Source organism: Paenibacillus sp. FSL F4-0236 (assembly GCF_038000135.1).
Classification (GTDB): domain Bacteria; phylum Bacillota; class Bacilli; order Paenibacillales; family Paenibacillaceae; genus Paenibacillus_AQ.
In genome coordinates, this window is the sequence record NZ_JBBOBK010000001.1 from 6,272,917 (window position 1) to 6,299,751 (window position 26,835).

Sequence of the window (26,835 nt, forward strand, 5' to 3'; positions counted from 1 at the left end):
GAATAGTATTTTCTACCAGAATTCTGAAAAGTATGCGAAACCCACTGACAAGAGATGTTATGAAAGTTACAATTTTTATTGGCATTTGAAATAATGACTGTTATATTTGAAAATACTATGTGTTATAAGCTTAGCAACTTGGTATCGACAGAATGGAGAGGCGGAATTACATGCAACAATTTTTAGATAGTATGATTAGCGTAACAAATGATTTTTTGTGGTCGAAAATATTGGTGATCCTTCTTATTGCTTGTGGACTTTATTTCACCGTAAGATCGAAATTTGTACAGTTTGGTATGTTCAAAGAAATGTTTCGGGTTCTTAAAGGATCCAATGAAAGGTCAAAAGATAGTATTTCATCCTTCCAGGCTTTCTGCATTAGTATGGCGGCGAGGGTAGGAACAGGTAATATAACGGGAATCGCAATTGCTATTGCCATAGGTGGTCCAGGGGCTATTTTCTGGATGTGGGTGATTGCCATTATTGGATCAGCGTCCGGTTTTATAGAAAGCACTTTGGCACAGGTATATAAAGTGAATGATAAGACCGGATTTCGCGGTGGGCCTGCCTATTATATGGAGAAAGGCCTGAACAAGCGCTGGATGGGTGCGATATTCGCGGTTCTGATTACATTATCCTTCGGGCTTGTATTTAACGCGGTCCAATCGAATACGGTCACAGTGGCCTTTGAAAATTCATTTGGCACCAATCGGGCCATTCTTGGGCTTGTAATGGCTGCTGCCTTTGCACTGGTTATCTTTGGCGGTGTTAAGCGTATCGCAAGAATGTCCGAATATATTGTAGTGGTAATGGCAGGAATCTACATTGGGGCTGCTCTTATTATTATGCTGATTAATATTACAGAACTCCCAGGAGTTTTCGCACTCATTGTGAAAAGTGCCTTCGGATTTGAACAAGTCGCTGGTGGCTCTCTTGGTGCAGTAATTCTACAGGGCGTGAAGCGTGGTTTGTTCTCTAACGAAGCGGGTATGGGTAGTGCGCCTAATGCTGCGGCAACGGCAACTACGAGTCATCCGGTGAAACAAGGGCTAATGCAAGCGCTAGGCGTACTCACAGATACGTTACTTATTTGTTCGAGTACGGCGTTCATTATCTTGTTGTCTGATGCCTATAAGCAGCCAGGGCTGGACGGAATCAAGCTGACACAAGCCGCATTAAGCGAGCATATTGGTTCGTGGGCATCCGGATCACTAGCGATTATGATTTTTTTGTTTGCTTTCAGCACGTTAATTGGAAATTATTATTACGGTGAAACCAATATAGAATTTTTGAATTCCAACAAAAAGGTATTACTATTCTATAGATACAGTGTTTTGGCGATGATTATTTTTGGTTCCGTAGCAAAGGTTCAATTGGTATGGGATTTGGCCGACTTATTTATGGGCTTCATGGTTATCGTGAATTTGATTGCCATCCTGCTATTATCTAAAGTGGCCTTTGCCGCCTTGAAGGATTATAAAAAGCAGAAACGTGAAGGGAAGGATCCTGTTTTCTATAAAGACAGCATTCCGGGGCTCGAGAACGTTGAAGGTTGGGACAATTCTTCAGATATAAAAAGATAGAAATGTATTTGAAGGGCTCAGGAGACTGAGCTCTTTTTGCTGTCAGATTACAAAAACGAGCCTTTAGAATTGCTTCTAAGGCTCGTTTTGCGTACAGTATTTTAAATTAGTCCTGCTTAATATAGTTTATCCTGCAGCCCAAACATCTAATTCGATTTTCAATTCAGGTAAACCTAATCCTTTAACATATGCAATGGTCATTGAAGGAGGCGTCATCCCGAATACTTTATTCCAAATTCCATAGAAATGATCCCAATCGATTTCTTCTGTGGCCCAAATGTTGATTTTGATTACGTTATCGGGAGTCAACTTTTGAGAAGAGAGGACTTCTACAATATTACTCATCGTATTTGTTACTTGTTGATTAAAATCTGTAGGGATATTACTGTTTTGATCGATTCCAATTTGACCAGAAAATACATACATTTCAGCGTTTCTGCTTATTTTTGTTACATGACTGTAGTTACCAACGGGTTTCGCAATATTTTCTGGATTATATCTTGTGATCACATTATTATTTAAATTCATTTTTATGAAGTCTCCTTTAAATAGAAGATACATAACGATAGCTAGGTTATATATCTCCACTGTTTTTTAGTTTTAATTTTTGACAGACTTATCCTATCAATCATTAATTCTAGAAAAAAACAGCAGTAGAATACCCAATACCAAAAGATAAATATTTTAGGGATCTCTTTTTCATCAGGTATTCCTCCTTCATATTTAAAGTAAAATAACTTCATCAGAATGATAACATTAATCCATGTGCGACGGCAACTTTGCCTCCTCCGGCACAACATGATTAGGGTCTTTTTTTACTGTATTTCATGAAAACTTCAATGCTTTTTTTGAAAAAAAGCAAAAAACACTTACATTAACGGATATTATATTGTTATAATTACAAACAGACCGGTTGGTATGTTAGGGGGAATACGTAATTATGGATACAAAATCACTAATGATTGAGAAGGCGACACTCCTTTTTCAACAAAAAGGTTATAAGAGTGTAGGCGTTAGTGAAATTTTAAAAGCTTGTGATGTTACCAAAGGAGCGCTCTATCATCATTTTCCAAATGGAAAAGAAGAGCTATTAATTGCTTGTCTAAAAAGCCTAAAGGAAGCAATAACAATAGATATGGAGGACATTTTCAAAAAGCATTCTTCTACACAAGAGGCCACACAATTCATGCTTAATAAGTTAATTCACAACCTGGAAACCGAGGGCAAGCTTACAGGCTATACATTTAGCAGTATTGTCAGTGAAATGGCTACGGTCAGTGAGCCTGTCCGCCAAGCATGTAACTCACTTTATGAGAACATTCAGACTATTTACTACACGAAGCTTGCAACTGAAGGTTTCTCGAATGAACTAGCTTCTGATATTGCTTTATTGCTGACAACCTCGATTGAGGGTGCGATCATGCTGTGTCAAACGCAGCGATCTACCGCACCTTTAAAGACTATTGCGAAACTATTACCGACAATTTTGAAAGGAAGAACATCATGAATCTAGAAACAAGATTACCGAGAAACGGTAAAGAGGGCGCATTATACGGTGCAATTATTTGTACACTAACCGTTCTGTTTATGTCTTCATTAAATATCATTTTAGCGGTTGGAGAATTTAATGGGGAAGTTGCCTTATCGATCCTTAAGGTGTTTCCGATCATTTGGGTCATTGTTATGATTTTAGAGCCTGTTGTTATTGGGCGTATCGCAGAAAAGCTGACAGCTAAATTCACACAACCTAGCGATAGCTTCAACGCCAAAATTCTATTTCGTATTCTTTTCACCGTACTAGGAATGTCATTTGTGATGACCTTTATTGGAGACATCATCGGAAACGGGTTGAGTTCTGAAACGTTCAATCACTTCTTAGCGAATTGGCCAAGAAATTTCCTAATTGTACTGATCGCTGAAAGTATAGTGATCCAACCTTTTGCACGATTTGTGATGGTAAAGCTACATGCTTCTCAGGATAAAAAGAAGTCCAGCGCCGCTGGTATAACTGTAAATGGATTATCGGAACAAAACTCATAACATAAATATGCTCTCAGGCGATGCGTTTCGTTTGAGAGCTTTTCTATTACCGTATATAATGATATTTTAGTTGAATCATTGAAACCCTCCTATATAACAAAGAAAACTTAACAATGAAAGGTAATATCGAACATGATGATCTATAGTCGTCTTGCCATAATGATGCCCCCATTTCCCTAGCTAGGCTCATATTCTTGTTGTTGTTCGAGGATATAAGCTTGTAGGAGGGCGAATTTAATATGAAAAAATATGCAGCACCATCTTTACTGCTAATGATTGTTCTTGTGGCTTTTCCGCAAATTAGTGAGACGATCTACACTCCATCGTTGCCGGATATTGCGGTAGCACTTGGGGTCTCTAATAGTTCTGTACAGTTAACATTAAGTATATATTTTATCGGATTTGCTTTAGGTGTTTTGTGTTGGGGTTGGCTCTCTGATTTCATCGGACGGAGACCTGCCATGCTGGGTGGCCTCATTGTATATGGTGTTGGAAGCTTGATGTGTTTTTACTCGGAATCCATTACTCTACTTCTGGTCAGCCGTTTCATTCAAGCATTTGGAGCAGCAACTGGCTCTATCATTACGCAAACCATTCTTCGGGAGAGTGTATCCGGGAATAAGCGGCATGCCATGTTTGCCCAAATCTCGGCGGTGATCGCTTTTACTCCAGCAGTAGGGCCGCTTATTGGCGGATGGGTGGATCAAGCTTTTGGTTTTCGAGCGGTTTTCTTTACATTAGTGATGATGAGTGTGTTGTTATTTGTGTATGCTTTTTGGAAGCTGCCAGAAACGACTGATGTTTCCGTGAGAAAAAAGGTGGCTATTCTACCTATCGTTAAAAGAATGCTCTCATTGCCACGTGTACTAGTGTTTGGGTTACTGATCGGGGGCATCAATGGAGTTTTATTTAGCTACTATGCGGAAGCACCCTTTATATTTATTGAACACTTTAACATTTCACCGGGAGTATATGGTTTTCTAGGCATTGTTGTGGCTTTGGCATCGATAGTGGGAGCAATGATGTCCAAGAGATTATTGAGTCTCTATGCCGCAGAAAAAATAATTCACATCGGCTGTTTAGTGATGACCAGTGGGGCTTTGCTATTAACAATCGTAAGCAGCCTTGTCTCGTTGCCGAATATGATGTTGATGGTATGCATTCTAATAACCCTTTTTGTCATGTTAATGGGGGCCGGTATCGCTTTACCTAATTGTCTAAGTCTTGCGCTTGTCAATTTTCAGGATGTTGTGGGAACAGCAGGTGCGATCTTCAGTTTGGGATATTACTTATTAGTTAGTTTGGCGACATGGGGAATGAGCGCCCTGCATAATGGTTCATTACTGACGATGCCCATCTATTTCTTAGGGATTAGCGGCGGAATGTGGTTATTAAGTAAAAAGTTTATTGTATCGGAATAGAATTTACTTCTTAGTTATTTGATTAGAAGGAGATATGGAACGGGGTATCCATAAATGAATGGCAGTCTGGAACTTTTTGAGTTCCGGACTGCTTTTTATTTGTTAGTCTACTTCCGGCACAATGACTTGGATATGACGAGGGAGAACACTTAGCGTAATTGGTAAAATCGGACCTTCTTCACCATCCACATTGGTTTTTACGGCTTCTGGAGAGCTCACAGTCACATTTTGGGCCGTGAAATAGACAACGTCTTTATGATCCTTAAGGCTGCCAAGTAGTAAAGAAATACTGGCTGTAATGGTATTGAGTATACTGAGGTCTTGAATAATAAAACAGTGAAGCAGACCATCGTCAACCGCAGCATCAGGTATCAGATTCTCGAATCCGCCAACGGAGTTGGTTAACACGGCGAGAAAAAGCGGGGAATCGCCTTGCCATGTCTTCTCGTCATAATGAATGACAAGAGGGTGGGGGGAAGTGCTTGTAAGTTGTTTTAGGCCTTCTTTCAAATATGCCAAAGAGCCGAGCTTGGTTTTCTCTTCGATTGAAACGGAGGATAAAGATCCGGCGATTGAACCTACAGCAACAACATTTCCGAATAAGCGGTCATTCAAGCAACCAATATCTACTGTCTTTACGTTCGAGGAAGCAAGGGTTTGAATGGCTATTTCGGGATTCAATGGAATCTGTAACGCGCGGGCAAAATCATTAACCGTTCCTAAAGGGACTACACCTAACTTTGGGTGTTGTTTCTGATTCATAAGACCATTAATGGTCTCGTGAAGCGTGCCATCCCCGCCAATGGAGACGACTAGATCGTAACACTCCTCACAGGCAGTGATACAATAACGAGTTGCATCTAGTTCTTTTGCCGTCTCCTTAATCGTAACCAAGTAGCCTTGATCAGCTAGAACTCTTTCTGCATATCTGACATATTCGCCAGCTTCTTCTTTACCAGATGAGGGGTTAATAATAATCATAGCTTGCCGCATAGGGATTATCCTCTCTTGTTCAATCTAATAGCCTATTAGATGATTACCCCAAAGTGGTATAGCAGAAATCATAACAACCTAAAAAAAGGTGAGCAAGAACGACCTAAGTCGTCTTACTCACCTCTTTTATGTTTGTTAATAGACCTTGTCACCATTAAAAATGGAATTCTTAACGATAACATAATCTACTTTACGAATAGCTTCTAATTTATTGCCTCCAGCATAAGAAATCGAGGACTGAAGATCTTGCTCCATCTCTCTCAAGGTTTCTGCTAAAGCACCTTTGTGCTCGACAACTATTTTTTTGCCCTCAACATTCTTCTTTTCACCTTTTTGGTATTCAGAAGCGGAGCCGAAGTACTCTTTATACAGCTTTCCATCGATCTCGATGGTATCACCAGGAGATTCTTCATGCCCAGCAAATAGGGAACCGATCATGACCATGGAAGCACCAAATCTAATGGACTTGGCGATATCTCCATGTGTCCGAATGCCTCCGTCAGCGATAATAGGCTTACTTGCAGCCTTGGCACACAAGCGTAGTGCGGCTAATTGCCAGCCACCTGTTCCGAATCCTGTCTTAATCTTCGTGATACATACTTTCCCTGGTCCAATTCCCACTTTAGTAGCGTCGGCCCCAGCGTTCTCTAATTCTCTAACGCCTTCAGGAGTTCCCACGTTTCCAGCAATAACGAAACTAGCAGGTAAATACTGTTTAATATGTTTGATCATTCGAATGACAGCCTCGGAATGACCATGTGCAATATCGATCGTAATGAATTCCGGAATCAACTGTTCGTTAGCTAATTGTTCAACGAAATCGTATTCTTCTTCTTTGACTCCGACACTAATGGATGCGATTAATCCGCGGGTGTGCATGTCCTTGATGAAAGACGTACGCTTCTCCGGTTCAAAACGATGCATAATGTAGAAGTAGCCATTTTGGGCTAAGAAGCTGGCGATCTTCTCATCTATGATGGTTTGCATATTTGCAGGTACCACAGGTAATTTAAAAGTATGACCACCTAAGGTGACTGTTGTATCACACTCAGAACGGCTATTTACGATACATTTTGCAGGAATTAACTGAATATCTTCATAATCGAATACTTTTTTCATTATATACACCTCTAAATGCGAACATTATAGTATTTTGGTTTGATTATTGTTCGTCCACTTTGTAATGTACAGCATTCCGAACAAGAAGTCAAAATTCTAGTACATTATGGTGTAAATTGGACTTAATTATACGACGATTTGGTGTACGGCTTATGACTCTCATATAGTGAACTGAATGTAGGGACAAGAATATGTATAGATATTAACAAAAGGCCATCCCTATAGGGATGGCCTTTCTTCTATTACATCTGAAAAAGCTTGTAAGCAATATATGCTGCAACGACCCAAATGATAATCGCAGAGAGCTTATTAATGATCAGCATGATTTTGCCGCTTGAATCTATTTGTCCTACGGTCTTTCCTGCTACAGCAAGCCCAAAGAACCAAATCCAAGAAACAAGGATAGTCGAAACGGCGAATGTAACTTTGTCTATGCCCGTGTAACTAAGGGAGCTGGTGCCGATAACCCCAATTGTATCCAGGATCGCGTGTGGATTTAATAAAGAAACGGACATCGCAAACAAAATTTGTTTTTTTGAAGATAGAGGTGCTGTGTCTTGGGATGAAGAGGTAGGTGTGCTTCTCCAGATGGACCATCCCATATACAAAAGAAATACAAGTCCTACTGCAAATAAAGCGGTCTGCAGAACAGGGATGGCAAACACAAGAACAGAAACGCCTAAGACGGCTAATAAAATAAGAAGGGTGTCACATAAAGCAGCCGTAATAATAACTGGGATGGCTTTTTTAAACTTTGGCTGTGAGGCCCCTTGGTTAAATACAAAGACATTTTGTGCGCCAAGCGGAAGAATTAATCCAAAGGCTAAGGCGATTCCGTGAAGTAGTGCGGCTAACATAGATGATTCCTCCGATGATGAGTAATGCGTTATAAAATTGCCTTTGAATATGGTGCTCCATATGTTCTAGATAGTCTTGAATTCCTGCGGTAATTTAATCACCCATTCGTTTAATGAATCGATTACGTGCTGTAGGCTGTTCTCCTCACTCATCTTATATCCCAACTCCTTTATCTGTAATATCTGGCTAAATAATATGTACTATCATACAATGAGGGCTTTCATTTAAAAAGATGATTAATATAATCTTGTTGTCCCTTAAAAAAGGTAGTAAAGTAACATGATACATACTATTTATGGAAAGAAAGGTTGATATTTTTTGAAAAAAGGAATATTTACAGGTCTTCTTGCGCTCTTGCTGATTACCGCCAGTACGCTATCTTTTAATGTTGTAGAGGCCGCTGGAACAGTAACGAAATTACCTAGCCCCCAATGGAGTCAGCTGAATGTTGTGGGAGCATTAGAAAGTATAGAAGGGGGTCCCGTGGAGGTTCCATCATTAAATACAGTGTATCTCCACACTAAGGAAGAGCATGCTACCCAAACTAAGGTATGGTTGGTTGATACGCTGAAATCTTATGATACACAGACAGGGAGGCTAAAGTGGTCAGTTAATTTTGCAGACCCTGGCACAGCGATGTTTCGTGAATCGAAAGATTATTTAGTGGCGCCAGATGGAACGGTATACATAACCTTTACAGATAATCTTTCACCTGACGCAACTCAGATCTATGCGGTGGGACCAGACGGAAAACGGAAATGGAAAGTGAATTTGTCTCAGACAGAGGGATACTTATATAGACTTGATAACGGGAGTTTAGTCTTTGCATCCCAAGGTAATTTTGATAACAATGGGAATTATAACGGGTCACTAACTTTAATTAATAAAAGTGGTACCAAAGTAAAAAATATTTCTTATAAAGGAACGGTATTGGCGCAAGGAAATCGTGTCTTAATTCAAACGAATTACGGTGGTGGGAAAGGCTCACGTATCCAGGCACTCGATTCTTCCTTAAATTCAGTGTTTACATATCAAATGCCAGCCGATTCGTACACTGAAGTGTCTTACAATCAGGTGCTTTCCGATGGAACAGTACTAATCCGTACTAATATACCAAAGACAGGGAATCGGTTATTCGGATTCAACTCTAAAGGTAATCTACTGTGGGGAAGAGATATCGCAGGTGATGCTGTCGTATCCTCACTTGGTGAAGTTTATGGGGTTTATGCCAATGGCAAGCTGTCTCTATATAATGTCAAAGGATTGGTTAAGTCGGTAGCGCTTAAAGATGAGACAGAATTTTTTGTATCGTTGGGCCGATTACAGGATGGTAATATTGAGCTTGGCTTCCCGGGTTCCACCACATATGTTTTAAATCCTAAAACGCTCGCAGTAGATTATACTTTTAAGCTGAAGGATGATTTTAATTTCAACTATGTAGGCAATGGCGTGGGGTATGTAATGACAGACAATGGATTTTCACGAATTAAGTTTTAATTCCAGAAATCGATTAGGATTGATCAAGGGATGCTGCCCCTAAAGGGATGGTATCTTTTTTTCTATTCTGTAATTACACCCCTAGCATAAATGTCATCCCTTCTCATGACCTTTTGTAACTAGTAAGGCCTCAGGGGATTACACTATAATAAGGGTCTAGTCAGCAGAATTTATAGGGGGCAATGTCTTGTTTAATCTGGTCAAACAGTGGTTCTGGTACGATTGGCTCGTCCTCCTGTTTCGGATTTGTTTTTCTACTTCTTTTATAGTTACGATGTGTTACCTCTCGGAGGACTTTACGATTCCTTTCTGGATCGTGTTTGTTTGGGGTGTGATCTCTTTTTCAGTGCCTTGGTTTTGTTTGCAGCTGCATTATAAGTATTATCTGATGGCGGAGATCCTTCTTTCAGGTGGTCTATGCTTATATTTGGCTGCTCTGTTTCCTGATTCGTATGTAACTTTTCTGCCAATTGCTTTTATGATTGCCAGCAATAGTGCACAGAAGTCCTATCGTTGGTCAGCTCCGATCACGGTGATCTTGATTCCAATAATGTTATCTAAATTGTCACAACAAATGGATGCTATATCGATGATTGTGAACTTTGGCTTGGTGTATACGATTGGCTTCGCTTTTCACTTGCTGGTGGTGAATCATAAGCAGAACGGGATTATTAAGAACCAGAATGCTGTCCTGGAGCAGTATATCTCACAAGTCGAGCGTATGACCCTTCTGGAGGAAAGAAATCGATTATCCAAAGATTTGCATGACACTGTAGGGCATTCTTATACTTCAATTCTTATGGGGCTGGAGACTTTACGTACGGAGGTGAATACCTCTGAAGGAGAGCAAAAGATAGATTCCTTATTAAAGCTAACTCGCAATGGCTTGGATGATGTGCGTAAATATTTGCACCATGTGGGCTCTTCGCAGGATTCATTGACGCTTATGCAGTCCCTGCAGAAATTAGTGGATGATTTCCAGACCTTTTCGAAGGTTAAGGTTCGTCTAAGAACGTTCGGAGAGGCTTATACAATATCCAAGCAGGCTAAAATGACCTTATATAGATGTTTGCAAGAGTCGATAACCAACGCTGTTCGTCATGGTCAAGCCAGTGAAATTGTCATCACCCTGCATTACGAAGAGAAGTTAATTCGACTGGAAGTGCAGGATAATGGATTAGGCACTGAAGATTTAAAAGCAGGATTTGGTGTGAACGCGATGAAGGAACGTGCTTCTAACCTGCAAGGCCAAGTGTATCTCTACTCTAAGCCAGGTGAAGGAACCTTAGTGACCTGTAGTTTACCAAGGCTTGAAGAGATACAGGAGGAAATGATTCGCTTATTGCTGGTCGATGATCAACCTTATATCCGGGATAGTCTGCGAATTATTTTAGAGCAGCAGCCCGATTTTGAGATCATTGGGTTAGCTGAGAATGGTGAACAAGCAGTAGGCTTCTGTGAGCAGGAACAGCCTCATGTAGTGCTGATGGACTTAAATATGCCTGACATGGACGGTGCAGAAGCAACGAAGCTTATTAAGCAAAAGTGGCCAGGGGTACGAGTGCTGATCCTGACTACTTTTCAAGAAACGGATTTGGCAGTCGAAGCACTGCAAAACGGGGCAGATGGCTACTTGTTGAAGTCTACTGAACCGCAGGAGCTATTCGAAGGGATACGTCTCGTACATCGGGGTGTGAAGATGATAACACCAGCTATTACGAATGTATTAATTGATCATTATGAGATGCATCCAACTTCTGAAGCGCAGACTGAGCAGAGTAATGAGTATGGGCTGACCCCGCGCGAGCTGGAAATTCTAGAATGCCTGTCAAAGGGCATGCGTTATAAATCCATTGCAGCTAAATTGTATTTGTCTGATGGAACGGTGAGAAATTACGCTTCTACCATCTATGCTAAGCTGGGTGTACGGAATCGCGAAGAGGCTGTTGAGAAAGCCTTTGGCACTTTGGAATAACTAAAACCGAATGATCTGAAATTGTAGAGCGAGCATCTTGTTGTCTATTTTCCCTTGTGGGAGTAGGCGAAAGGTGCTTTTTTGTATGAAATAACTGTCATATGACATTATGGCACTGGTCGATTTTACATCAGGAGCTCTAACATAGGATTTACAAAGATGAACAAATTTTTAGTGCAGAGAGGAAGAGGAGAATATGAGTCAAATGATCCGGAAGCATGTGAGGAATTTCTGTTTCTTATTAATTACTTTTGCCACAGGGCTATTTTACTTTTGCTTTTATTTGGTAGGCATCACTTTTGGGGTCGCGATGTCCTTCACCATAGTAGGGATTCCGATCCTTTACTATGTTTTGCGTTCTACCGAAACCTTTTTACAACATGAGCGAATTCGAACGAAAGTCTATACGGATATCTCCGTTCGGACGCTTCCAACTCGATCTCAAGAACAAGGAAACATATGGGAAAAGGTTAAGGCGGAGTTGTCCGATGAGCATAACTGGAGAGCAATTATAGGGTTGATGCTGCAATTTGGAATTGGAATGCTCAGTCTCATATGTGCAACTCTTTTTTATTTGTCCCCTATTATTCTCTTGTTGTCACCTATCTTGTATTTCATCGATATCTCTTCTATATCGTTATTTGGGATTGAAAATAAAACACTCAACACCTCACTTCTGTTCATGCTGTTAGGCGCGGTATCTCTTTGGATAGGTGCTTATCTTGGCAACAGTTTAGTAAAGATGATCGGCAGGTATACGCGGCGTTTAGTGAAAGATTTTGCTAGAAGATAAACTTTTACACGAAAGAAGGAAGATTAATGGTAGCCTCAGTTTCATTTATAAAATTATTCTCGCAATCTCTTTGGATGATGTGGGAGAACCTATTTGCTATTGTCACCAAATTCCGCAGCCAGTCTGTGTGGAGATACGGGATATGTAAATTGGTCGTGTTAAAGTATCACGGTGAAAGTATAGTCTGCCAAGATGGACATCAGATTCTTCCCGGAGATTGGGTGGGTGAACTTCATCTGGATAATCGTCAGGTAGTGCAGCTTACGCGTACCCTAGGCGCTGATCGGGCCGGAATTCGAACTGCACGTATGCTTCGCGAGGCCATGAAGGAGATTAGTCGTGAACTAGATAGCAATCCAGAACTAAGCAAAGTGCAGGCGCTAACGGGGATTACGCTACTTCACCGGGGGATCATTCATGGAATAGGGTTTGAGCAGCATCCTATCAAGTCCAAATGGCAGCGGCGATGGTTCGGAATCTATCTTCGGTTCTTACTTCGGATGCTGCATCCGGAGGGGAAACATCGCGTTGAGGACAGCACGGAGAAGTTGTCTCCTAAGATGCTCGTGCTTAGTAAGCAGTCTTTGAAAGCGCGGTTTGCTCCTCGAAGGAAAGAGGCGGTTTCCTAATGTGGACGCTCCTTATTTTAGCTATGGATGCGATTATTCTTTATATGATTGTTCCGTTTGTGATTACTCGAATATTGGGATGGGGTGTTGTATCCAGAGGAAATGCCGCGAAGGAAGTGGCCTTTACTTTCGATGACGGACCAGATCCATGCTATACCCCTGAATTATTGGACTTGCTGCATGAACATGACGTTAAAGCAACTTTTTTCGTATTAGGCAAAAGGGCTGAGCAATTCCCGGATTTAATCCAGCGAATGCACCGTGAAGGACATCAGATCGGCATTCATAATTATACACATACGCCTAACTGGATTTACTCTCCATGGACGAATAGACGGAAGCAAGTAGATCGAACAGCTGAAATTGTCGAGCGGATTACAGGAGAGCGGCCTATCTTGTATCGACCACCATGGGGGCTCCTTAATTTAGGCGATCTTGTCTTTCTTAGACGTTCTTATCGGGTAGTGTTGTGGTCTGTAATGGTGGGAGACTGGAAGGCGACTGTTAGCGCAGCCCAAATAAAGCATGACTTATTGAAAAAGATAAAACCCGGTTCTATCATCGTTCTGCACGACAATGGTGATACACCGGGGGCAGATCGAGAAGCACCGCTGAACATGATCACCGGACTGGAAGAGGTCTTAAAGGAGATTTCTAGAAGGGGGCTGAAGAGCCATCGAGTGGATGAGCTACTGAACAAGGAAGCTAGTCGCATTGGAGAAGCTAGGTCCAGCGTCAAACATCACGGTCCGATTAATCTGTAGCTATGGATGACATGATGTCACTAGATTGGAAGGGAATTCAGACATTGAAGAAGAAAACCGTTCGAACCATCGTTATGACCGTTTCTGTAGTATACATGGTGTTGATTTTTGCAGGTCTATGTATGTACACATTTTCTAAGTTTAATGAAATTCTCAGTCATGAAGTTGAACAAAAGCTTAACTATAAGGTGGAGCTTACTTCTACTAAACTGAATAGTCGATTGTCGAATGATTTTCAGAAGAGCTTGGCTGAAATGAGTGAGGAGGATGCAGGTTATTATTTTGTCATAGATAAAGCTGGTCGATATGTAGCAAGCCAGAACCCTAAGCACGATATAGGTAAAGCTATATTTGATGAACCGGACATACAGTTGCAAAAGGTTGGTCAGGTCATAGCACAATCTACGGGAACTAGTGGTACGGAGGACTCGAAGAATGTTTATGCTTTTACAAGGATCGGCGATACAGATTACAAGCTAGTGCTGGTGATGTCTGTAGAACAGATCTTGGAGCCAATGATGAACAACCAATATTTAATTATTGGCGGTTTTGTTATCGCTTTGATTATTTTTATTGTCTTACTCTTCATTATCTTAACCCGACTTATTGTACGACCGCTGCGAAGAATCAATGAGCATGTAATGGAGCTTGTTGAACACGGAGGCGATCTGACTAAGAAGCTGGACATGAAGCGTAATGATGAGATTGGGATGTTGGCGTATTCCATGAATCAGTTTCTGGATAACATTCGGGCCATCGTCGGGAATGTCACTTCACAGGCCAATCATCTGAATGAAAATGCAGAAATACTTCAAGTTTCAGCAGAGCAGACAAATGAGACATCCAAGCAAATTACCACGATTATTACGGATATGGCTGTGAGGTCGACGGAGCAAGCAGAACATGTGCGGCAAGTACTCACGATGATGGAACGGACAGGGGAAATCTCTGAGGAAATTATTCAGGAAACGGTAAAGACAGTTCACGATTCCAATCATTTAATAAAAGCGGTGCAAACTGGCCAGCGTGCAAACCGGGCATCTGTAGATCACTTGGAAACTATGGTTAGTTCCATTGAGCGTTCAACAGAAACCATTGCACAGCTGAACAGCCGATCCAGCCAAATCGGTGAGATCATTAACGTGATTTCCGAATTGGCTAGTCAGACGAATCTACTCGCGCTAAATGCAGCCATTGAAGCGGCCCGCGCTGGAGAGCAAGGGAAAGGTTTTGCAGTAGTTGCAGGAGAGATCCGTAAGCTTGCTGAAGGTTCCGAAAGAGCAGCCGAGCAGATTGCCGAGCTTGTTGGCGCAATTCAAGCGGATACGAATGCAGCGGTCAAAACGATGGAATCGAGTCAACAAGTGGTCAATCAACAGAATGATTTAGTATTACAAGGGCAACAATCTCTGGAGGAAATCGTTCAGAAGGTTGATCTAACAACCCAAAGCACGCTGCGAATTCAAGGCATATTTGGTGAGTTGTCTACAATGTCACATCAATCATTGAAGGCTCTAGTGCAATCTTCGCAACTCATTGATCAGTCGGCATCGTCCTCACAGGAAGTAGCGGCTTCCACGGAGGAGCAACTTGCGACTATCGATGAGATGACGACCAAACTTAGAGAACTCAGCGAGTTATCTGTATTTTTAAAGTTAGAAGTTGGGATATTTACGATATAGTCTTATGCTAAAAACCTTTCAAACATTTTTTATATAGGAAGGGCTATGGTACCATTTAGGATAAAGTGGTTCGCACCTATATTAAATCGTTGAGAAAAGGATGGGGTAGCATGTTGAATGCTTCTTACTGGTTAACCAATATAAGATTAGAGCAGGGTTATGTTATTGAGGATGGACAAGTGGTTGGTACAGATACGAAGGTTTGTCATATCCGAATTGACGGGGATAAGATTTCGGAAGTGGTTGGAGCGGACGTAGAGCTTCAGAGTCATCTACCTAAATATGACTGCAAAGGGTTATTGATGCTTCCTTCCTTTGAGGAGGCACATATCCATTTAGATAAAACATATTTCGCTGGACCATGGAAAGCGGTAAAGCCTGCAGCCGGTGTCTTCGAACGCATTGAGGAAGAGAAGGTATTATTGCCTAAGCTGCTGCCTATGGCGAGACAACAAGCGGAGAGCATCTTGACGCTTATACAGCGTTTCGGTGCTACACATGTGCGTAGTCATTGTAATATTGAGCCTGTCAGCGGTCTGAAGCGTTTAGAGGCAACCCTGCAAGCATTGGATACCTTCTCCGGCAAAATTTCATCAGAAATTGTAGCCTTTCCGCAGCATGGTCTGCTTCGCTCTAATTCTGTTGAATTAGTAAAGCAATCCCTGGCAGAGGGGGCAACCTATGTAGGTGGTGTCGATCCATACTCAGTGGATGGAGATATCGAGAAGTCACTCCAGACCATGGTCGAGCTAGCGGTAATGAGTAATGCTGGCATTGATCTTCACTTACATGATGGAAAAGAAGCAGGAAAGCAGACGTTGTCGCGTTTGGCTGATCTCACAGAAGAAGCTGGCTTGCAGGGCAAAGTGACCGTTAGCCACGCATTCTGGTTCGCAGGTGCATCGCAGCAGGAAGCAGAAGAAATGGCTGCACGGATGGCATCACTTGGTATGGGGATTGCATCCACAGTACCTATTGGCAGAATGATGATGCCACTACCAATGCTGCACAGCCAAGGTGTACAAGTGAAACTGGCAACAGATAGCCTTACGGATCACTGGTCACCTTTTGGAAATGGGGATCAATTGGAGAAGGTAGGACGTTACGCAGAGTTATATGGGTGTAGTGATGAACGGTCATTATCGCAATCCCTAGGATTCATAACGGGAGGGATAACGCCGCTTGGACTAAAAGGTGAACAGGTGTGGCCAAAGGTAGGAGACACTGCAAGCTTTGTGCTGCTGCATGCGAGCTGTTCGGCTGAAGCTGTAGCACGAAGAGCGGATCGTCAAGCCGTATGGTACGAAGGGCGTCTCGTGAGTGGATCATTATAGGGACATGAGAGGTGGATGACATGCTCATCTCTAACCATTTGCAACAATATAAAGCAGCGATGCTTTCACTTCCGAAGGGGACCGCGCTAACGAAAGAGGATCTGCAGGTAGATAAGCTTCTAATGAAGCGTAGCGGCAAGCTTGAAATGTACTATGCACCGCACAATGAGTACCTGAATCCTACTGCAAAGGTGATCATTATCGGACTAACACCCGGTTTTACACAAATGAGAATAGCCATACAAGAAGCAGTCATTGGGTTGAAAGCCGGGCTTTCAGATGAAGAGGTATGCAGAAAAGCAAAAGAAGCGGCGAGATTCGCAGGCTCCATGAGGAGTACGTTAATTCACATGCTAGATACACTTGGGCTGCATCAGTACTTGAACCTTACCTCTTGTGACCAATTGTTTCAGGAGCAGCAAACGAACCTACATACCACCTCTTTATTGCGTTTTCCTGTGTTCGTAGAGAAGAAAAATTATAATGGGGCACATCCTAAGCTACGTTCAGATCCGTTCCTTAGAGAATGTGCGCTATTGTCGTTAGAGCAGGAGCTGGGCATCCTGAGCCAAGCTTTAATTATTCCTTTAGGAAAAACGGTCGAGGAAATGCTCCAGCTTTTGGTATCTGAGGGTAAGCTCGATGATCACCGCTGTTTATGGGGATTTCCTCATCCTTCTGGAGCGAACGGACATAGATTTAAGCAGTTTGCCAGCCAGCAAGAGAACATGACAAAGACGCTCCAAGATCATTTATGGAACGTCTGAGTGATTGATCTTATCGCAACATTTTTTCTGAACCTCACGTTAAGAATGATAGAGTAGCACAATTTCATTCATCTCAGGAGGTATAATTCACTATGAAAACATTCAAAGTAATCGGAGCGGTCCTCGTTGGCACGCTCATAGCATCGAACGTCATCTCTGCTGCGCCAATCCAGCCAGCTCCAGTCAAACCAGCGACCAATTCCTCAGTGCCGCAGGATTCTTATGGTGGTCTAAAATATGTGCTAGTCATTGATGGTAACGGCTTCTCCCCAGTCGATGTTCCGCTATACGTAGGTTCAAGCAAGGAAGTTATGATCCCTATCCGTACAGCAGCTGAAGCACTTGGATACAAGCTAACATGGACTCAAAGCCTTCAATCGCTAGGTCTTGAGAAAGATAGCCAGTCGATGTCCTTTCAAATTGCAAAAGATGCTTACCGTAATGGTACAACAATTCTTTCGCTGGGTGCTATACCGGAGCTAAAGAATGGCAAAACCTACGTTCCATTATCATTCTTCGAAAAAGTATTGAAGCTTGAAGTAGTCGCAGGCCCAACTGGAACCATATCGATTAATTCCAAGGAACAAGGCAATGGAGAGACCGCTTCAGACACGATCAAACAAGGATCAATCACTAGTATCTATAAGGGCGAAAAAAATGCTGAAATCGGCCTCAACGGCTATGGTCATGGCATTCGCCTAGGCATTTCTGATGAAACGGAGATCGTATCTGCTGATAATAAGAAGCTAACCTTTGCTGATCTGCAGCTAGGCATGTCCATCGAGGTCGAGCACAGTATGGTCATGGCTATGAGCATGCCGCCATTGGCGGGCGCGATCAAGATTGTTGTGAAAGAACAAGCTCCCGATCAGCAGACCTTGGGAACGGTTGGCGTGATCGAAGAGGTTACTCCTTCAGATAATGGCACGACCCGCGTTGTAATCAAAGGCGATAAGCTCAGTGATTCTTCCTTCGAGACGATTGTTCTAAATACTTCAGATACTACGACTATTCTCGGCACGAAAGACAATCAGAAGATTGCCATAAGTGAGCTGAAAAAAGGTGACAAAGTGTATGCGTTCTACGGTCCAATGTTGACCAAAAGCTTGCCACCTATCGGCCAAGCGATCAAAATCGTTGTAGAAAACTAATTTACATGAAATCGAAGAAATAACGGATGACATGGAAAAAGACCGGCGAGGTGTAGGTCAAGCTATCCACACGGCTTAAATAGCTTTCTTTTAAAGCTACGAATTTATCGCCATCACCGATGAGCAAATCTCGCTTCAGCACGGAAACCGTTAAGCTACCCAAGAAGCCGCTCAAACTGATTAGCATGCCTGACAGGAAACCGAAGATCGGGTTGAGCGGCGTCAGGTAGGGATAGATCAAATAGGAGACCCCGGTTGTTACGACAAACGCACAGGCAAAACCTTCCCAGGTCAAATACGGGTTGGCGGTTGGGACCACTTTGCGCTTTCCCATATAAAGGGATGCGAGATAGTGGACCACATCATTCAGCTGTGTCAGCACTACTAGGAATAATACAAGCCCCGCTCCATACTCCGGTGTAGCAAATTGAAAATAAGCTAAGTGACTAAGTCCGAAGACCATCAGCATTAATCCCCACTGGGTTGAACTAACACTACGCAGGAAGCCAACTGTCCCTTTATTAATGAGCCTAGGTAGCGGTAGGAGTAAGAATACATAGACTGGAATAAACACAATGAACATCCCGTACCATTCGATATAAATCCAGTAGAACTGTAGAGGAATGGATAAGTACGCCCACAGAAATAGTCTGCGGTCGGATTTTCGTGACTTTATCATGGAAAAATATTCTTTGAGTGCGAAGAAGGTCAGCACCATGAGTGCCAATAGTGAGACGACTGGATTAAAGAGAGTAGCCAAACAAAAGATAAAAAGCATTCCCCACCAGGTTTTGATGCGGAAGCCGATCCCTGTATAATCTTTACTGGGCTGTAATTTGCCTATAACTACATACATCAAGTGAATGGCCGATAAGGCTGCAAAAATCAGAATTACCGTTAATAGAGAGCGGTCGATAGCTAATCACCAACTTGTCGTAGAGTAGATTCCATTAATGGGTTCATATGTTATTATGAAGGAAACGTTCAATCTTGATAAGGGGAAAATTGTAAATGGCAGATGATCCATCGGTCTTTATCTTGCTTACGAATACCGGAACGCTCTTTACGAAGCTTATTCAAGGCTACACGAGAGCTCCTTATAATCATGCCTCGATCTCCTTTAATCGGGAGCTTTCCGAGTTATATAGCTTTGGCAGAAAGCACCCGAGCAACCCTCTAAACGGAGGATTCGTGAAGGAGGATATTAAGACAGGCACGTTCAGCAAATATCCAAATACGACGTGTGTTCTATATGAACTTCAAGTTACAGCCCGTGAAGTGGAGAAAATGGAGCGGGTACTCAAAGTTTTTATCCGAAGCCGGCAAAAGTATCTCTATAATATTCTCGGCGTGATTGGTATCGCTCTGAAGGAACCTGTTGAATTCAGCAACTCTTATTTCTGCTCACAATTTGTAGCGGAAATCCTGGAGAGGTCCGGCATCAAGCTATGGAACAAGCTGCCTGCGCTCGTAACGCCGGATGATTTTCGGCAAAGCGATCGGCTGAAGCTGATCTATCAAGGCAAATTAAGTGAGTACGAACCTAAAAGCTAAGGGAGTGTATTTGGATGAATAACAAAGAACGGTTCTCAAACCGGGTAGATTCGTATGTGAAATATCGCCCGAGTTATCCTAAAGAAGCCATTGATTATTTATACAATACGATTGGTTTAAAATCGAATTGTGATATTGCGGATATTGGCGCAGGAACAGGAATATTCTCAGCACTGCTTCTGGAGCGCGGGTGTCGCGTGACTGCCGTTGAACCAAATCCGAAAATGCGTACAGCTGCGGAGGAGAAGTTCGCAACGGACAACCATTTCCGCGCATTGCCTGGGTCTGCCGAGAAGACAGAATTGCCAGACCAGTCTGTAGACTTTATCGTGTGTGCCCAGGCGTTTCACTGGTTTGATAGGGATGCAGCGCAATTGGAATTCAAGCGGATTCTTAAACCGGGTGGAAAGGCAGTTCTGATATGGAATTCTCGGCGTACTTACGGTACCCCATTTCTGGAGGAATATGAGCAGCTCGTGCAAACCTTCGGCACCGACTACACTCAAGTTAATCATAAGAATATTACCCCTGAAATCCTTAGCTCCTTTTTTAAGGCAGGGCAGATGCAAGTAGCGCACTTTAGCAATCAGCAGGTGTTTGATTTCGAGGGATTAAGCGGACGGGCGAGATCATCTTCCTACATTCCGGCCCCCGGAGATCCACGTTACGAGAATATGATGACGGAGCTGAGGAACCTATTTGAACGAAATAAACAGGATGATAAAGTGTTTTTTGAATATGAGACCGAGGTCTATTGGGGCGAAGTGTAGTAAATGAAATCAGCATATTAAAAAGACTCAAATCCTAGTGATAACAGGGATTGAGTCTTTTTTTACTTTTAGTTACGAAAGATGAACGTAAAAGGTGGTGGATTCGCCGACCGTGCTTTTGGCGTAAATTTTTCCTTTATGTTGTTCAACGATGGATTTGGCAATCGCCAGCCCCAGGCCATAACCCCCTTGTTTACGCGCTCGGGAAGCATTCGTACGGTAGAATCGGTCAAAGATTCTTGCTAAGTGCTCCGGTGCAATGCCCTCACCCGTATTGGTGACCGATAACACCATATCATTATGTTGTTTTTTAAGGGATAAAGTGACTGAGCCTTTAGGATTCGTATATTTTACAGCGTTGTCCAAAAGGATCATAATCACTTGTTTAATCTGTTCACTATTCCCCATCACAGTCAGGTTAGGCTCAATGTCATATTCAAGCGAGATACGTTTCTCGAAGATAATAGCTTCCATTGTTAAAATAATATTCTCAACCGCTTCGCTCAAATTGAACTTCGAATAGATCATGGTCGATCTGGAGTCGTCCATCTCGGTTAGGTATAGCAGATCATTGGTCAGACTGGTCATTCTCTCTGTTTCCGATTTGATATAGTGCAGCCACTTCGACTGATTGTGAATAGTATCATCACTGTTGGAGAGAAGAACATCCGCATTGGTGTTAATAATGGTCAACGGTGTCTTCAATTCATGGGAAGCATCGGCAATAAACTGCTTCTGTTTATCAAAAGCCTCCTTCACCGGTGCGATGGACCGATTAGCGAAAAAACGGCTTGTGAAGTATAAAATAATTAGCATCACCGAGCCAACTACAGAGAAGGTATAGATTAGATTGGTGAGGATTTTCTGCTGGGCAGTGATGTCCAGAAATACAAGCATTGCCCCATCATTCGTATGCTGGATGTTGAAGATCCATTTGCTGCTGTCCAAGGTGAACCTTCCGGTATCTTTATCAGCACTTAGAGCCTCTTGCAGAGCCGTATCATAAAATTCATCGTCCATCGTAAATTTGGAATCTTTCCCGATGAGGTTCGACGCTGTATCTATCTTCAGCATAAATGAGACGGACCGTTCCGGAGGTGGAGTTCCGTTATCCATACGTTTATTATCAGCATGGGGTAACTGGGAACCTCCCTTAGTTGAGCCCATTCGTCCTGTATCACCGCCGGGAGACTTGTAGTTCTCCATAATTCTGTGAAGATCCATCTGAATATTGTTTTGGACATCTTGGTACGTAATGACATAAATCGATATGAAAGCCACCAGCATTATTACGGATATAGTTACTAGGTTAACAATAAGAAATCGATTTCTGAGCTTCGTGAACATTAGGCCGTCACCTCTAGTACATACCCTACATTTCTAATCGTACTAATGCGTACAGTAGAATTTAAGAAGGTCAATTTTTTTCTCAAAAAAGAAATGTACACTTCCACATTGTTGTGCTCTGCCTCCGAATCGAACCCCCATAACTTCTCAATAATTTGTTCCTTGGAGGTTACGGCTTGTTTCCTAAGAATCAGAAGCTCCAATAATTCACTTTCCTTAAGGTTCAGCTTGATCTCTTTGCCACCCACGGTAAGCTTCAGAGTCGATGTATTCAATTCAATATCCCCGAACTTTAAAGCATCATCTGGAATAACCTCGTTTTTACGTCTTAGTACAGCCCTTATTCGTGCCAGTAAGATCTCCGAGGAAAAAGGTTTGGCGATATAATCATCAGCCCCATAGTCTAGTCCAGTGACCATATCTGTTATCTCCCCCTTTGCGGTAAGCAGGATAACGGGAGTGGATTCCCCTTTCTTGCGCAGCGTCTTGAGGACGCTAACCCCATCCATCTCAGGTAGCATAATGTCGAGCAGCAGCAAATCATAAATTCCGCTCAGTGCGTAATCCAGACCCGATCTACCGTCATGGACTGCATCCACCGAATAATTATGTTTTTTTAATATTTGAGTTAAGGCTTCAGCGAGATGAAGCTCATCTTCTACGATTAATATTCTCATGGTTTTGCATCCCCTACATAAAACGAGTATTTGTTATTGAGGTCATTATATCAGTATTACCTTTACTGAACCTTAATGAAGGCTGGTATAGAACTGCATTGTAAAAATTGAACAGGTGGCAAGTAACGGAGGGGGATTTTGGAACTTTAGGAGCGATAGCGTCCGCCTTTGTCTGCGGATTTCCACTGCGAACAGCAGTTTAAATCAAGAAATTTGCAGACAACAGCGGCCGGAAGTCCAACATTCACCGGAGTTACGATTTACACCTGTAGTGGGGTAGTTTGTAAAACCATTTAAGATTCATTAAAGGTTTGGGATCTAAGATACATTCATAAGCACACGAGACAACGATAAACAGAAAGGAATGATCCCATATGGCGATTGAGGTATTCAACCGTTATGAGAACAAATATTTACTGGATAACGAAGCCTACTATAAATTTTTTAACCAATTACTTGAATACATGGAACTAGACGATTTCAACAAGCAGCATGAGTTTTATTCCATCACCAACTTATATTATGATACTGCGCACAATACCCTGATTCGTAATAGTCTTGCGAAGCCGAAGTACAAAGAGAAGCTGCGTTTGAGAGCTTACGGTGTTCCGAATCAAGATACAAAGGTATATCTGGAAATTAAGAAGAAGGTGTTTGGGCTGGTGAATAAAAGAAGAACGTCGCTCAAATTGGACGAGGCTTATGCTTTTGTTGCCACTGGCAGGGAACCAGAATTTAAGGATTATATGAACAAACAGGTGATAGAAGAGATTAAGTACTTTTTAACGCGGTATGAATTGCAGCCTAAGGTGTATCTGTCTTATGACCGCAAAGCATTGTTCTGTAAAAATAATCGCGATTTAAGAATCACGTTCGATACGAATATCCGAAGTCGGCGGTACGATCTCAAGATGGAGCATGGCGTTTATGGCGAACCATTACTAGAGCCAGGTCAGTGGCTTATGGAAGTAAAGGCTGAAAATACGATTCCGGTTTGGTTAGCAAAAATGCTCTCAGAGCATCAAATGTACCGTACAAGCTTCTCCAAGTACGGTAATGAATATAAAAAAATGCTGAAGAACAGTAAAACAGAACGGGGGAGTGCTCTTTATGCTTGATTCATTATTTACCGTAGCAACGAGTACAGAGCTAACGTTTACCAACGCAATCCTAACTATTGTTATAGCTATCGCCCTTGGCGGGATCATTAGCTACACCTATATGAAGACAAATTCCGGCGGTTATTCGCAAAGCTTCACACTCACAATGGTACTGCTGCCCGTAATTGTAGCCATCATCATCCTGCTCATTGGCAGTAATGTTGCCAGAGCCTTCAGTCTTGCCGGAGCATTCTCCATCATTCGGTTCAGAAGTGCACCTGGTGATCCGAAGGATATCACATTTGTATTGTTTACCATGGCATCAGGACTGGCCTGCGGGGTAGGTTCATTCGGATACGCAGTCTTGTTCACTCTTATCTTGTGCGCACTTATGTTTATTCTTAATCGGACTAATTTCGGGGTAAAAACAACGTTGCAAAAGACACTCAAGGTAACTATTCCAGAGAGTCTGGGGTATGAGGAAGCCTTCGCTGAAGTTTTCAATAAATTTAATGTGGGGTATGAGCTTAAGAAGATTAGAACGACTGAGCTTGGTAGTTTATATGAACTCGTCTACGCCGTTACGCTGGGTGAGACTGTGAACCAAAAGGAATTTCTAGATGCGATTCGCACTCGTAACGGGAATCTAGATCTCTCGTTAACTATGACTCCCTCTGCAAATGACTATTAAAATGATCGAAAGGATGGATGAGATATGAAGAATTATATAACAGTCAGTAAAATAGGGGTCTTGTTACTGTGTGCGGGACTCATGTCGGCTTGCAGCAATAATAATAAGACAGTACAGTCTGAAACCACGTCGAGTGAATTAACGTCGAGCCAGAGTGGAGCTGATAGTGGAGTGCAACTTGCAAGTGCTAAGCTATCGGACTTGGTAACGTTCGATGAAGACGATTCTAATACAAGTTGGACGGCGGACCAATCGACGGAAATTGCTTTGGCTGGAACAAGTGCGCTTGTTGACGGCACCGGGGCTGAGTCTAAGGATGGATCAGTGACAATTACTGCAGCGGGAACTTATGTGCTGTCTGGTAAGCTGAGTGATGGACAGATTGTAGTAAATAATCAGGATGAAGGTATTGTGCATTTGGTACTGAACGGTGTGAACATCACGAACAGCGATAGTGCTGCAATTGATATTAAAGAAGCAGGTAAAGTGATCATTACCTTGGAAGACGGAACAGAGAACTCCGTATCGGATGGAGCAACTTATGTCTATGCTGATGACACTACAGATGAGCCTAGTGCAGCTATCTTTAGTAAAGCAGACTTAACAATCAATGGCACAGGGAAGCTGTCCGTTTCTGCTAATTATAATGATGGGATTACAAGCAAGGATGATCTCAAAATAATGAATGGCACACTTGAAATTCAGGCTGCCGATGACGGGATTGTCGGTAAAGATCTAGTCGCTGTGCAGGATGGAAGTATCAGCATTACAGCTGAAGGTGACGGAATGAAATCAACGAACGATACCGAAACGGACAAAGGCTTCCTTGCTATAGCAGCAGGAACATTTGATATTAAGGCTGGCAATGACGGAATTCAGGCGGAAACTGTACTTGTAATCGATGGCGGAACGTATACCGTGGTTACAGGTGGAGGCAGCGAGAATGGCGAAGTGAAGACAGGTGATCAAGGGGCAGGCATGGGCATGAGAGGTGACCGAGGTCAAGGAACAGGTGGCCAAGCACCGGGAACATCAGAAACATCGACACCAGCAACAAAACCAGAAGCAAAGCCAGAGATAACAACAACGGAAGCACCAACAACGACAACAACAACAGAATCGGAAATACCAAGTACTAAAGGCTTGAAGGCTGGAGGAGATATTAGCGTAAACAACGGAACATTTAACATTGATTCTGCTGATGATGCAGTGCACAGCAACAGTAACGTTGCGATAGCCGATGGAGAATTCAACATCAAAACTGGCGACGATGGAATCCATGCGGATGCCTTGGTGGCGATATCCGGTGGCAAAATTGATATTACGAAGAGCTACGAAGGGATTGAAGGAGCAAACATCGAGATTTCCGGTGGTGAAGCTCATGTGGTTGCTTCTGATGATGGAGTGAATGTTGCAGGAGGTAATAATGAAGCGACTGTAGGAGGTGGCCCTCAGGAGCAGGATCAATTCAGCGATGCTGCGGCTAATGTGCTCACGATTAGCGGGGGAACATTAACAGTCGATGCCACAGGTGACGGATTGGATTCGAACGGCTCTATCGTGATGTCAGGTGGTACAGTAATTGTTAATGGACCTACTAATGGTGGAAACGGTGCTCTCGATTACGATGGCAGCTTTGAACAGAGTGGCGGTATTCTAATAGCTGTGGGAAGCTCGGGTATGGCTCAGGCAACGTCTGACACCTCCAACCAACATGCAGTCAGCATGACGTTTCCTCAGATCCAAAAGGCCGGAACATTGGTCCATCTGGAGGATAGCGAAGGAAACACGATTCTAACCTTTGCTCCATCGAAGGATTATCAGTCGTTGGTGATGAGCTCCCCTGATTTGAAAGACGGTGGATCATACACCCTCTACTCGGGAGGTACCTCGACTGGCAGTGAAGCAAATGGATTGTATACGGATGGCGAATATACTGGAGGAACGAAAGTAGTAGCGTTTGAAATCACAAGTAGTGTAACTTGGCTGAATGAATCCGGAGTAACCACCGCGAACACCAATCAAGGTCCAGGTGGCGGCGGTGGCGGTGGAAAAGGAAGACCATAATCTATAAATTGCATATTAAAAGC

25 protein-coding genes are annotated in these 26,835 nt (G+C 42.7%); 18 read left to right on the top strand and 7 right to left on the bottom strand.

All coding sequences use genetic code 11. The annotated features are described in order from the left end of the window. Positions 1-170: 170 nt before the first annotated feature. Entirely contained in the window at positions 171-1,583 is a 1,413-nt protein-coding gene (locus NSQ29_RS28030; protein WP_341126553.1) for an alanine/glycine:cation symporter family protein, read from the top strand. Positions 1,584-1,709: 126 nt separating this feature from the next. Here NSQ29_RS28030 and NSQ29_RS28035 read toward each other — a convergent pair whose 3' ends face one another. After that, positions 1,710-2,111 (bottom strand): RidA family protein, encoded by a 402-nt coding sequence (locus NSQ29_RS28035; RefSeq protein WP_076284986.1) that lies wholly within the window; start codon positions 2,109-2,111, stop codon positions 1,710-1,712. 412 nt (positions 2,112-2,523) lie between these two features. On the opposite strand from NSQ29_RS28035, the gene NSQ29_RS28040 reads away from it, so the two are divergent. The 3 genes from NSQ29_RS28040 (at position 2,524) to NSQ29_RS28050 (ending at position 5,044) form a co-directional block, all read left to right on the top strand. Next, positions 2,524-3,090, top strand: coding sequence for a TetR/AcrR family transcriptional regulator (locus tag NSQ29_RS28040; protein WP_076298048.1), 567 nt, complete (start codon positions 2,524-2,526; stop codon positions 3,088-3,090). Next, positions 3,087-3,623, top strand: a complete 537-nt coding sequence (locus NSQ29_RS28045) for a DUF2798 domain-containing protein (RefSeq protein ID WP_042192914.1) — start codon at positions 3,087-3,089, stop codon at positions 3,621-3,623. The genes NSQ29_RS28040 and NSQ29_RS28045 overlap by 4 nt, the downstream gene beginning before the upstream one ends. Positions 3,624-3,862: 239 nt before the next feature. Further along, complete coding sequence (locus NSQ29_RS28050; RefSeq protein WP_341126554.1) at positions 3,863-5,044, top strand: multidrug effflux MFS transporter; 1,182 nt, start codon at positions 3,863-3,865, stop codon at positions 5,042-5,044. Between the two features lie 102 nt (positions 5,045-5,146). Here the strand turns inward: NSQ29_RS28050 and NSQ29_RS28055 are convergent, their stop codons facing one another. From NSQ29_RS28055 to NSQ29_RS28065, 3 genes are all read right to left on the bottom strand, one after another. After that, complete coding sequence (locus NSQ29_RS28055; protein WP_339267916.1) at positions 5,147-6,037, bottom strand: diacylglycerol/lipid kinase family protein; 891 nt, start codon at positions 6,035-6,037, stop codon at positions 5,147-5,149. A 135-nt stretch (positions 6,038-6,172) separates the two neighbouring features. Further along, positions 6,173-7,156 carry a GMP reductase gene (gene guaC / locus NSQ29_RS28060; RefSeq protein ID WP_042192907.1) on the bottom strand — a complete coding sequence of 328 codons (984 nt, stop codon included), beginning with the start codon at positions 7,154-7,156 and terminating at the stop codon, positions 6,173-6,175. 242 nt (positions 7,157-7,398) lie between these two features. Next, on the bottom strand, positions 7,399-8,013 hold the full coding sequence (locus tag NSQ29_RS28065) for a LysE/ArgO family amino acid transporter (protein ID WP_341126555.1): 615 nt from the start codon (positions 8,011-8,013) through the stop codon (positions 7,399-7,401). Between the two features lie 319 nt (positions 8,014-8,332). Between NSQ29_RS28065 and NSQ29_RS28070 the strand changes: the two genes are divergently transcribed. The 9 genes from NSQ29_RS28070 (at position 8,333) to NSQ29_RS28110 (ending at position 18,606) form a co-directional block, all read left to right on the top strand. Then, complete coding sequence (locus NSQ29_RS28070; protein ID WP_341126556.1) at positions 8,333-9,511, top strand: PQQ-binding-like beta-propeller repeat protein; 1,179 nt, start codon at positions 8,333-8,335, stop codon at positions 9,509-9,511. 187 nt (positions 9,512-9,698) lie between these two features. Continuing rightward, positions 9,699-11,486, top strand: a complete 1,788-nt coding sequence (locus NSQ29_RS28075; protein ID WP_341126557.1) for a hybrid sensor histidine kinase/response regulator transcription factor — start codon at positions 9,699-9,701, stop codon at positions 11,484-11,486. Between the two features lie 196 nt (positions 11,487-11,682). Further along, complete coding sequence (locus NSQ29_RS28080) at positions 11,683-12,279, top strand: sensor domain-containing protein (RefSeq protein ID WP_076284978.1); 597 nt, start codon at positions 11,683-11,685, stop codon at positions 12,277-12,279. 26 nt (positions 12,280-12,305) lie between these two features. Then, positions 12,306-12,908: a YkoP family protein gene (locus NSQ29_RS28085; protein ID WP_042192898.1), complete on the top strand. Its 603-nt coding sequence runs from the start codon at positions 12,306-12,308 to the stop codon at positions 12,906-12,908. After that, complete coding sequence (locus tag NSQ29_RS28090) at positions 12,908-13,672, top strand: polysaccharide deacetylase family protein (RefSeq protein ID WP_341126558.1); 765 nt, start codon at positions 12,908-12,910, stop codon at positions 13,670-13,672. The genes NSQ29_RS28085 and NSQ29_RS28090 overlap by 1 nt, the downstream gene beginning before the upstream one ends. A gap of 2 nt (positions 13,673-13,674) precedes the next feature. Then, on the top strand, positions 13,675-15,354 hold the full coding sequence (locus NSQ29_RS28095; RefSeq protein ID WP_341126559.1) for a methyl-accepting chemotaxis protein: 1,680 nt from the start codon (positions 13,675-13,677) through the stop codon (positions 15,352-15,354). 110 nt (positions 15,355-15,464) lie between these two features. Further along, positions 15,465-16,688 (top strand): amidohydrolase, encoded by a 1,224-nt coding sequence (locus tag NSQ29_RS28100; protein WP_341126560.1) that lies wholly within the window; start codon positions 15,465-15,467, stop codon positions 16,686-16,688. 20 nt (positions 16,689-16,708) lie between these two features. Continuing rightward, positions 16,709-17,455 (top strand): uracil-DNA glycosylase family protein, encoded by a 747-nt coding sequence (locus tag NSQ29_RS28105; RefSeq protein ID WP_341126827.1) that lies wholly within the window; start codon positions 16,709-16,711, stop codon positions 17,453-17,455. Between the two features lie 92 nt (positions 17,456-17,547). Then, entirely contained in the window at positions 17,548-18,606 is a 1,059-nt protein-coding gene (locus tag NSQ29_RS28110; RefSeq protein ID WP_341126561.1) for a copper amine oxidase N-terminal domain-containing protein, read from the top strand. A 1-nt stretch (position 18,607) separates the two neighbouring features. Here NSQ29_RS28110 and NSQ29_RS28115 read toward each other — a convergent pair whose 3' ends face one another. Next, on the bottom strand, positions 18,608-19,522 hold the full coding sequence (locus tag NSQ29_RS28115; protein WP_042192888.1) for a phosphatidate cytidylyltransferase: 915 nt from the start codon (positions 19,520-19,522) through the stop codon (positions 18,608-18,610). Between the two features lie 95 nt (positions 19,523-19,617). Between NSQ29_RS28115 and NSQ29_RS28120 the strand changes: the two genes are divergently transcribed. Beyond that, a complete protein-coding gene (locus tag NSQ29_RS28120; RefSeq protein ID WP_042192886.1) occupies positions 19,618-20,160 on the top strand; it encodes a hypothetical protein in 543 nt (180 codons plus the stop codon). Positions 20,161-20,174: 14 nt separating this feature from the next. After that, positions 20,175-20,930, top strand: coding sequence for a class I SAM-dependent methyltransferase (locus NSQ29_RS28125; RefSeq protein WP_341126562.1), 756 nt, complete (start codon positions 20,175-20,177; stop codon positions 20,928-20,930). Positions 20,931-21,002: 72 nt separating this feature from the next. Here NSQ29_RS28125 and NSQ29_RS28130 read toward each other — a convergent pair whose 3' ends face one another. Continuing rightward, positions 21,003-22,277, bottom strand: coding sequence for a sensor histidine kinase (locus tag NSQ29_RS28130; protein ID WP_341126563.1), 1,275 nt, complete (start codon positions 22,275-22,277; stop codon positions 21,003-21,005). Continuing rightward, positions 22,277-22,954, bottom strand: coding sequence for a response regulator transcription factor (locus NSQ29_RS28135; protein WP_339244023.1), 678 nt, complete (start codon positions 22,952-22,954; stop codon positions 22,277-22,279). Before NSQ29_RS28135 ends, NSQ29_RS28130 begins: the two co-directional genes overlap by 1 nt. Before the next feature lie 374 nt (positions 22,955-23,328). Between NSQ29_RS28135 and NSQ29_RS28140 the strand changes: the two genes are divergently transcribed. Genes NSQ29_RS28140 through NSQ29_RS28150 form a run of 3 tightly spaced genes read left to right on the top strand, consistent with a single transcriptional unit; the run spans position 23,329 to position 26,812 of the window. Continuing rightward, a complete protein-coding gene (locus tag NSQ29_RS28140; protein ID WP_341126564.1) occupies positions 23,329-24,072 on the top strand; it encodes a polyphosphate polymerase domain-containing protein in 744 nt (247 codons plus the stop codon). After that, a complete protein-coding gene (locus NSQ29_RS28145) occupies positions 24,065-24,745 on the top strand; it encodes a DUF4956 domain-containing protein (protein WP_341126565.1) in 681 nt (226 codons plus the stop codon). The genes NSQ29_RS28140 and NSQ29_RS28145 overlap by 8 nt, the downstream gene beginning before the upstream one ends. A gap of 24 nt (positions 24,746-24,769) precedes the next feature. After that, complete coding sequence (locus NSQ29_RS28150) at positions 24,770-26,812, top strand: carbohydrate-binding domain-containing protein (RefSeq protein ID WP_341126566.1); 2,043 nt, start codon at positions 24,770-24,772, stop codon at positions 26,810-26,812. The last annotated feature ends 23 nt before the right edge of the window (positions 26,813-26,835 follow it).

Bases quoted from the DNA above. Each gene is read 5' to 3' on its own strand.
- NSQ29_RS28030 (WP_341126553.1), top strand. From the start codon at position 171: ATGCAACAATTTTTAGATAGTATGATTAGCGTAACAAATGATTTTTTG.
- NSQ29_RS28035 (WP_076284986.1), bottom strand. From the start codon at position 2,111: ATGAATTTAAATAATAATGTGATCACAAGATATAATCCAGAAAATATT.
- NSQ29_RS28040 (WP_076298048.1), top strand. From the start codon at position 2,524: ATGGATACAAAATCACTAATGATTGAGAAGGCGACACTCCTTTTTCAA.
- NSQ29_RS28045 (WP_042192914.1), top strand. From the start codon at position 3,087: ATGAATCTAGAAACAAGATTACCGAGAAACGGTAAAGAGGGCGCATTA.
- NSQ29_RS28050 (WP_341126554.1), top strand. From the start codon at position 3,863: ATGAAAAAATATGCAGCACCATCTTTACTGCTAATGATTGTTCTTGTG.
- NSQ29_RS28055 (WP_339267916.1), bottom strand. From the start codon at position 6,037: ATGCGGCAAGCTATGATTATTATTAACCCCTCATCTGGTAAAGAAGAA.
- guaC (WP_042192907.1), bottom strand. From the start codon at position 7,156: ATGAAAAAAGTATTCGATTATGAAGATATTCAGTTAATTCCTGCAAAA.
- NSQ29_RS28065 (WP_341126555.1), bottom strand. From the start codon at position 8,013: ATGTTAGCCGCACTACTTCACGGAATCGCCTTAGCCTTTGGATTAATT.
- NSQ29_RS28080 (WP_076284978.1), top strand. From the start codon at position 11,683: ATGAGTCAAATGATCCGGAAGCATGTGAGGAATTTCTGTTTCTTATTA.
- NSQ29_RS28085 (WP_042192898.1), top strand. From the start codon at position 12,306: ATGGTAGCCTCAGTTTCATTTATAAAATTATTCTCGCAATCTCTTTGG.
- NSQ29_RS28090 (WP_341126558.1), top strand. From the start codon at position 12,908: ATGTGGACGCTCCTTATTTTAGCTATGGATGCGATTATTCTTTATATG.
- NSQ29_RS28095 (WP_341126559.1), top strand. From the start codon at position 13,675: ATGGATGACATGATGTCACTAGATTGGAAGGGAATTCAGACATTGAAG.
- NSQ29_RS28100 (WP_341126560.1), top strand. From the start codon at position 15,465: ATGTTGAATGCTTCTTACTGGTTAACCAATATAAGATTAGAGCAGGGT.
- NSQ29_RS28105 (WP_341126827.1), top strand. From the start codon at position 16,709: ATGCTCATCTCTAACCATTTGCAACAATATAAAGCAGCGATGCTTTCA.
- NSQ29_RS28110 (WP_341126561.1), top strand. From the start codon at position 17,548: ATGAAAACATTCAAAGTAATCGGAGCGGTCCTCGTTGGCACGCTCATA.
- NSQ29_RS28120 (WP_042192886.1), top strand. From the start codon at position 19,618: ATGGCAGATGATCCATCGGTCTTTATCTTGCTTACGAATACCGGAACG.
- NSQ29_RS28125 (WP_341126562.1), top strand. From the start codon at position 20,175: ATGAATAACAAAGAACGGTTCTCAAACCGGGTAGATTCGTATGTGAAA.
- NSQ29_RS28130 (WP_341126563.1), bottom strand. From the start codon at position 22,277: ATGTTCACGAAGCTCAGAAATCGATTTCTTATTGTTAACCTAGTAACT.
- NSQ29_RS28135 (WP_339244023.1), bottom strand. From the start codon at position 22,954: ATGAGAATATTAATCGTAGAAGATGAGCTTCATCTCGCTGAAGCCTTA.
- NSQ29_RS28140 (WP_341126564.1), top strand. From the start codon at position 23,329: ATGGCGATTGAGGTATTCAACCGTTATGAGAACAAATATTTACTGGAT.
- NSQ29_RS28145 (WP_341126565.1), top strand. From the start codon at position 24,065: ATGCTTGATTCATTATTTACCGTAGCAACGAGTACAGAGCTAACGTTT.
- NSQ29_RS28150 (WP_341126566.1), top strand. From the start codon at position 24,770: ATGAAGAATTATATAACAGTCAGTAAAATAGGGGTCTTGTTACTGTGT.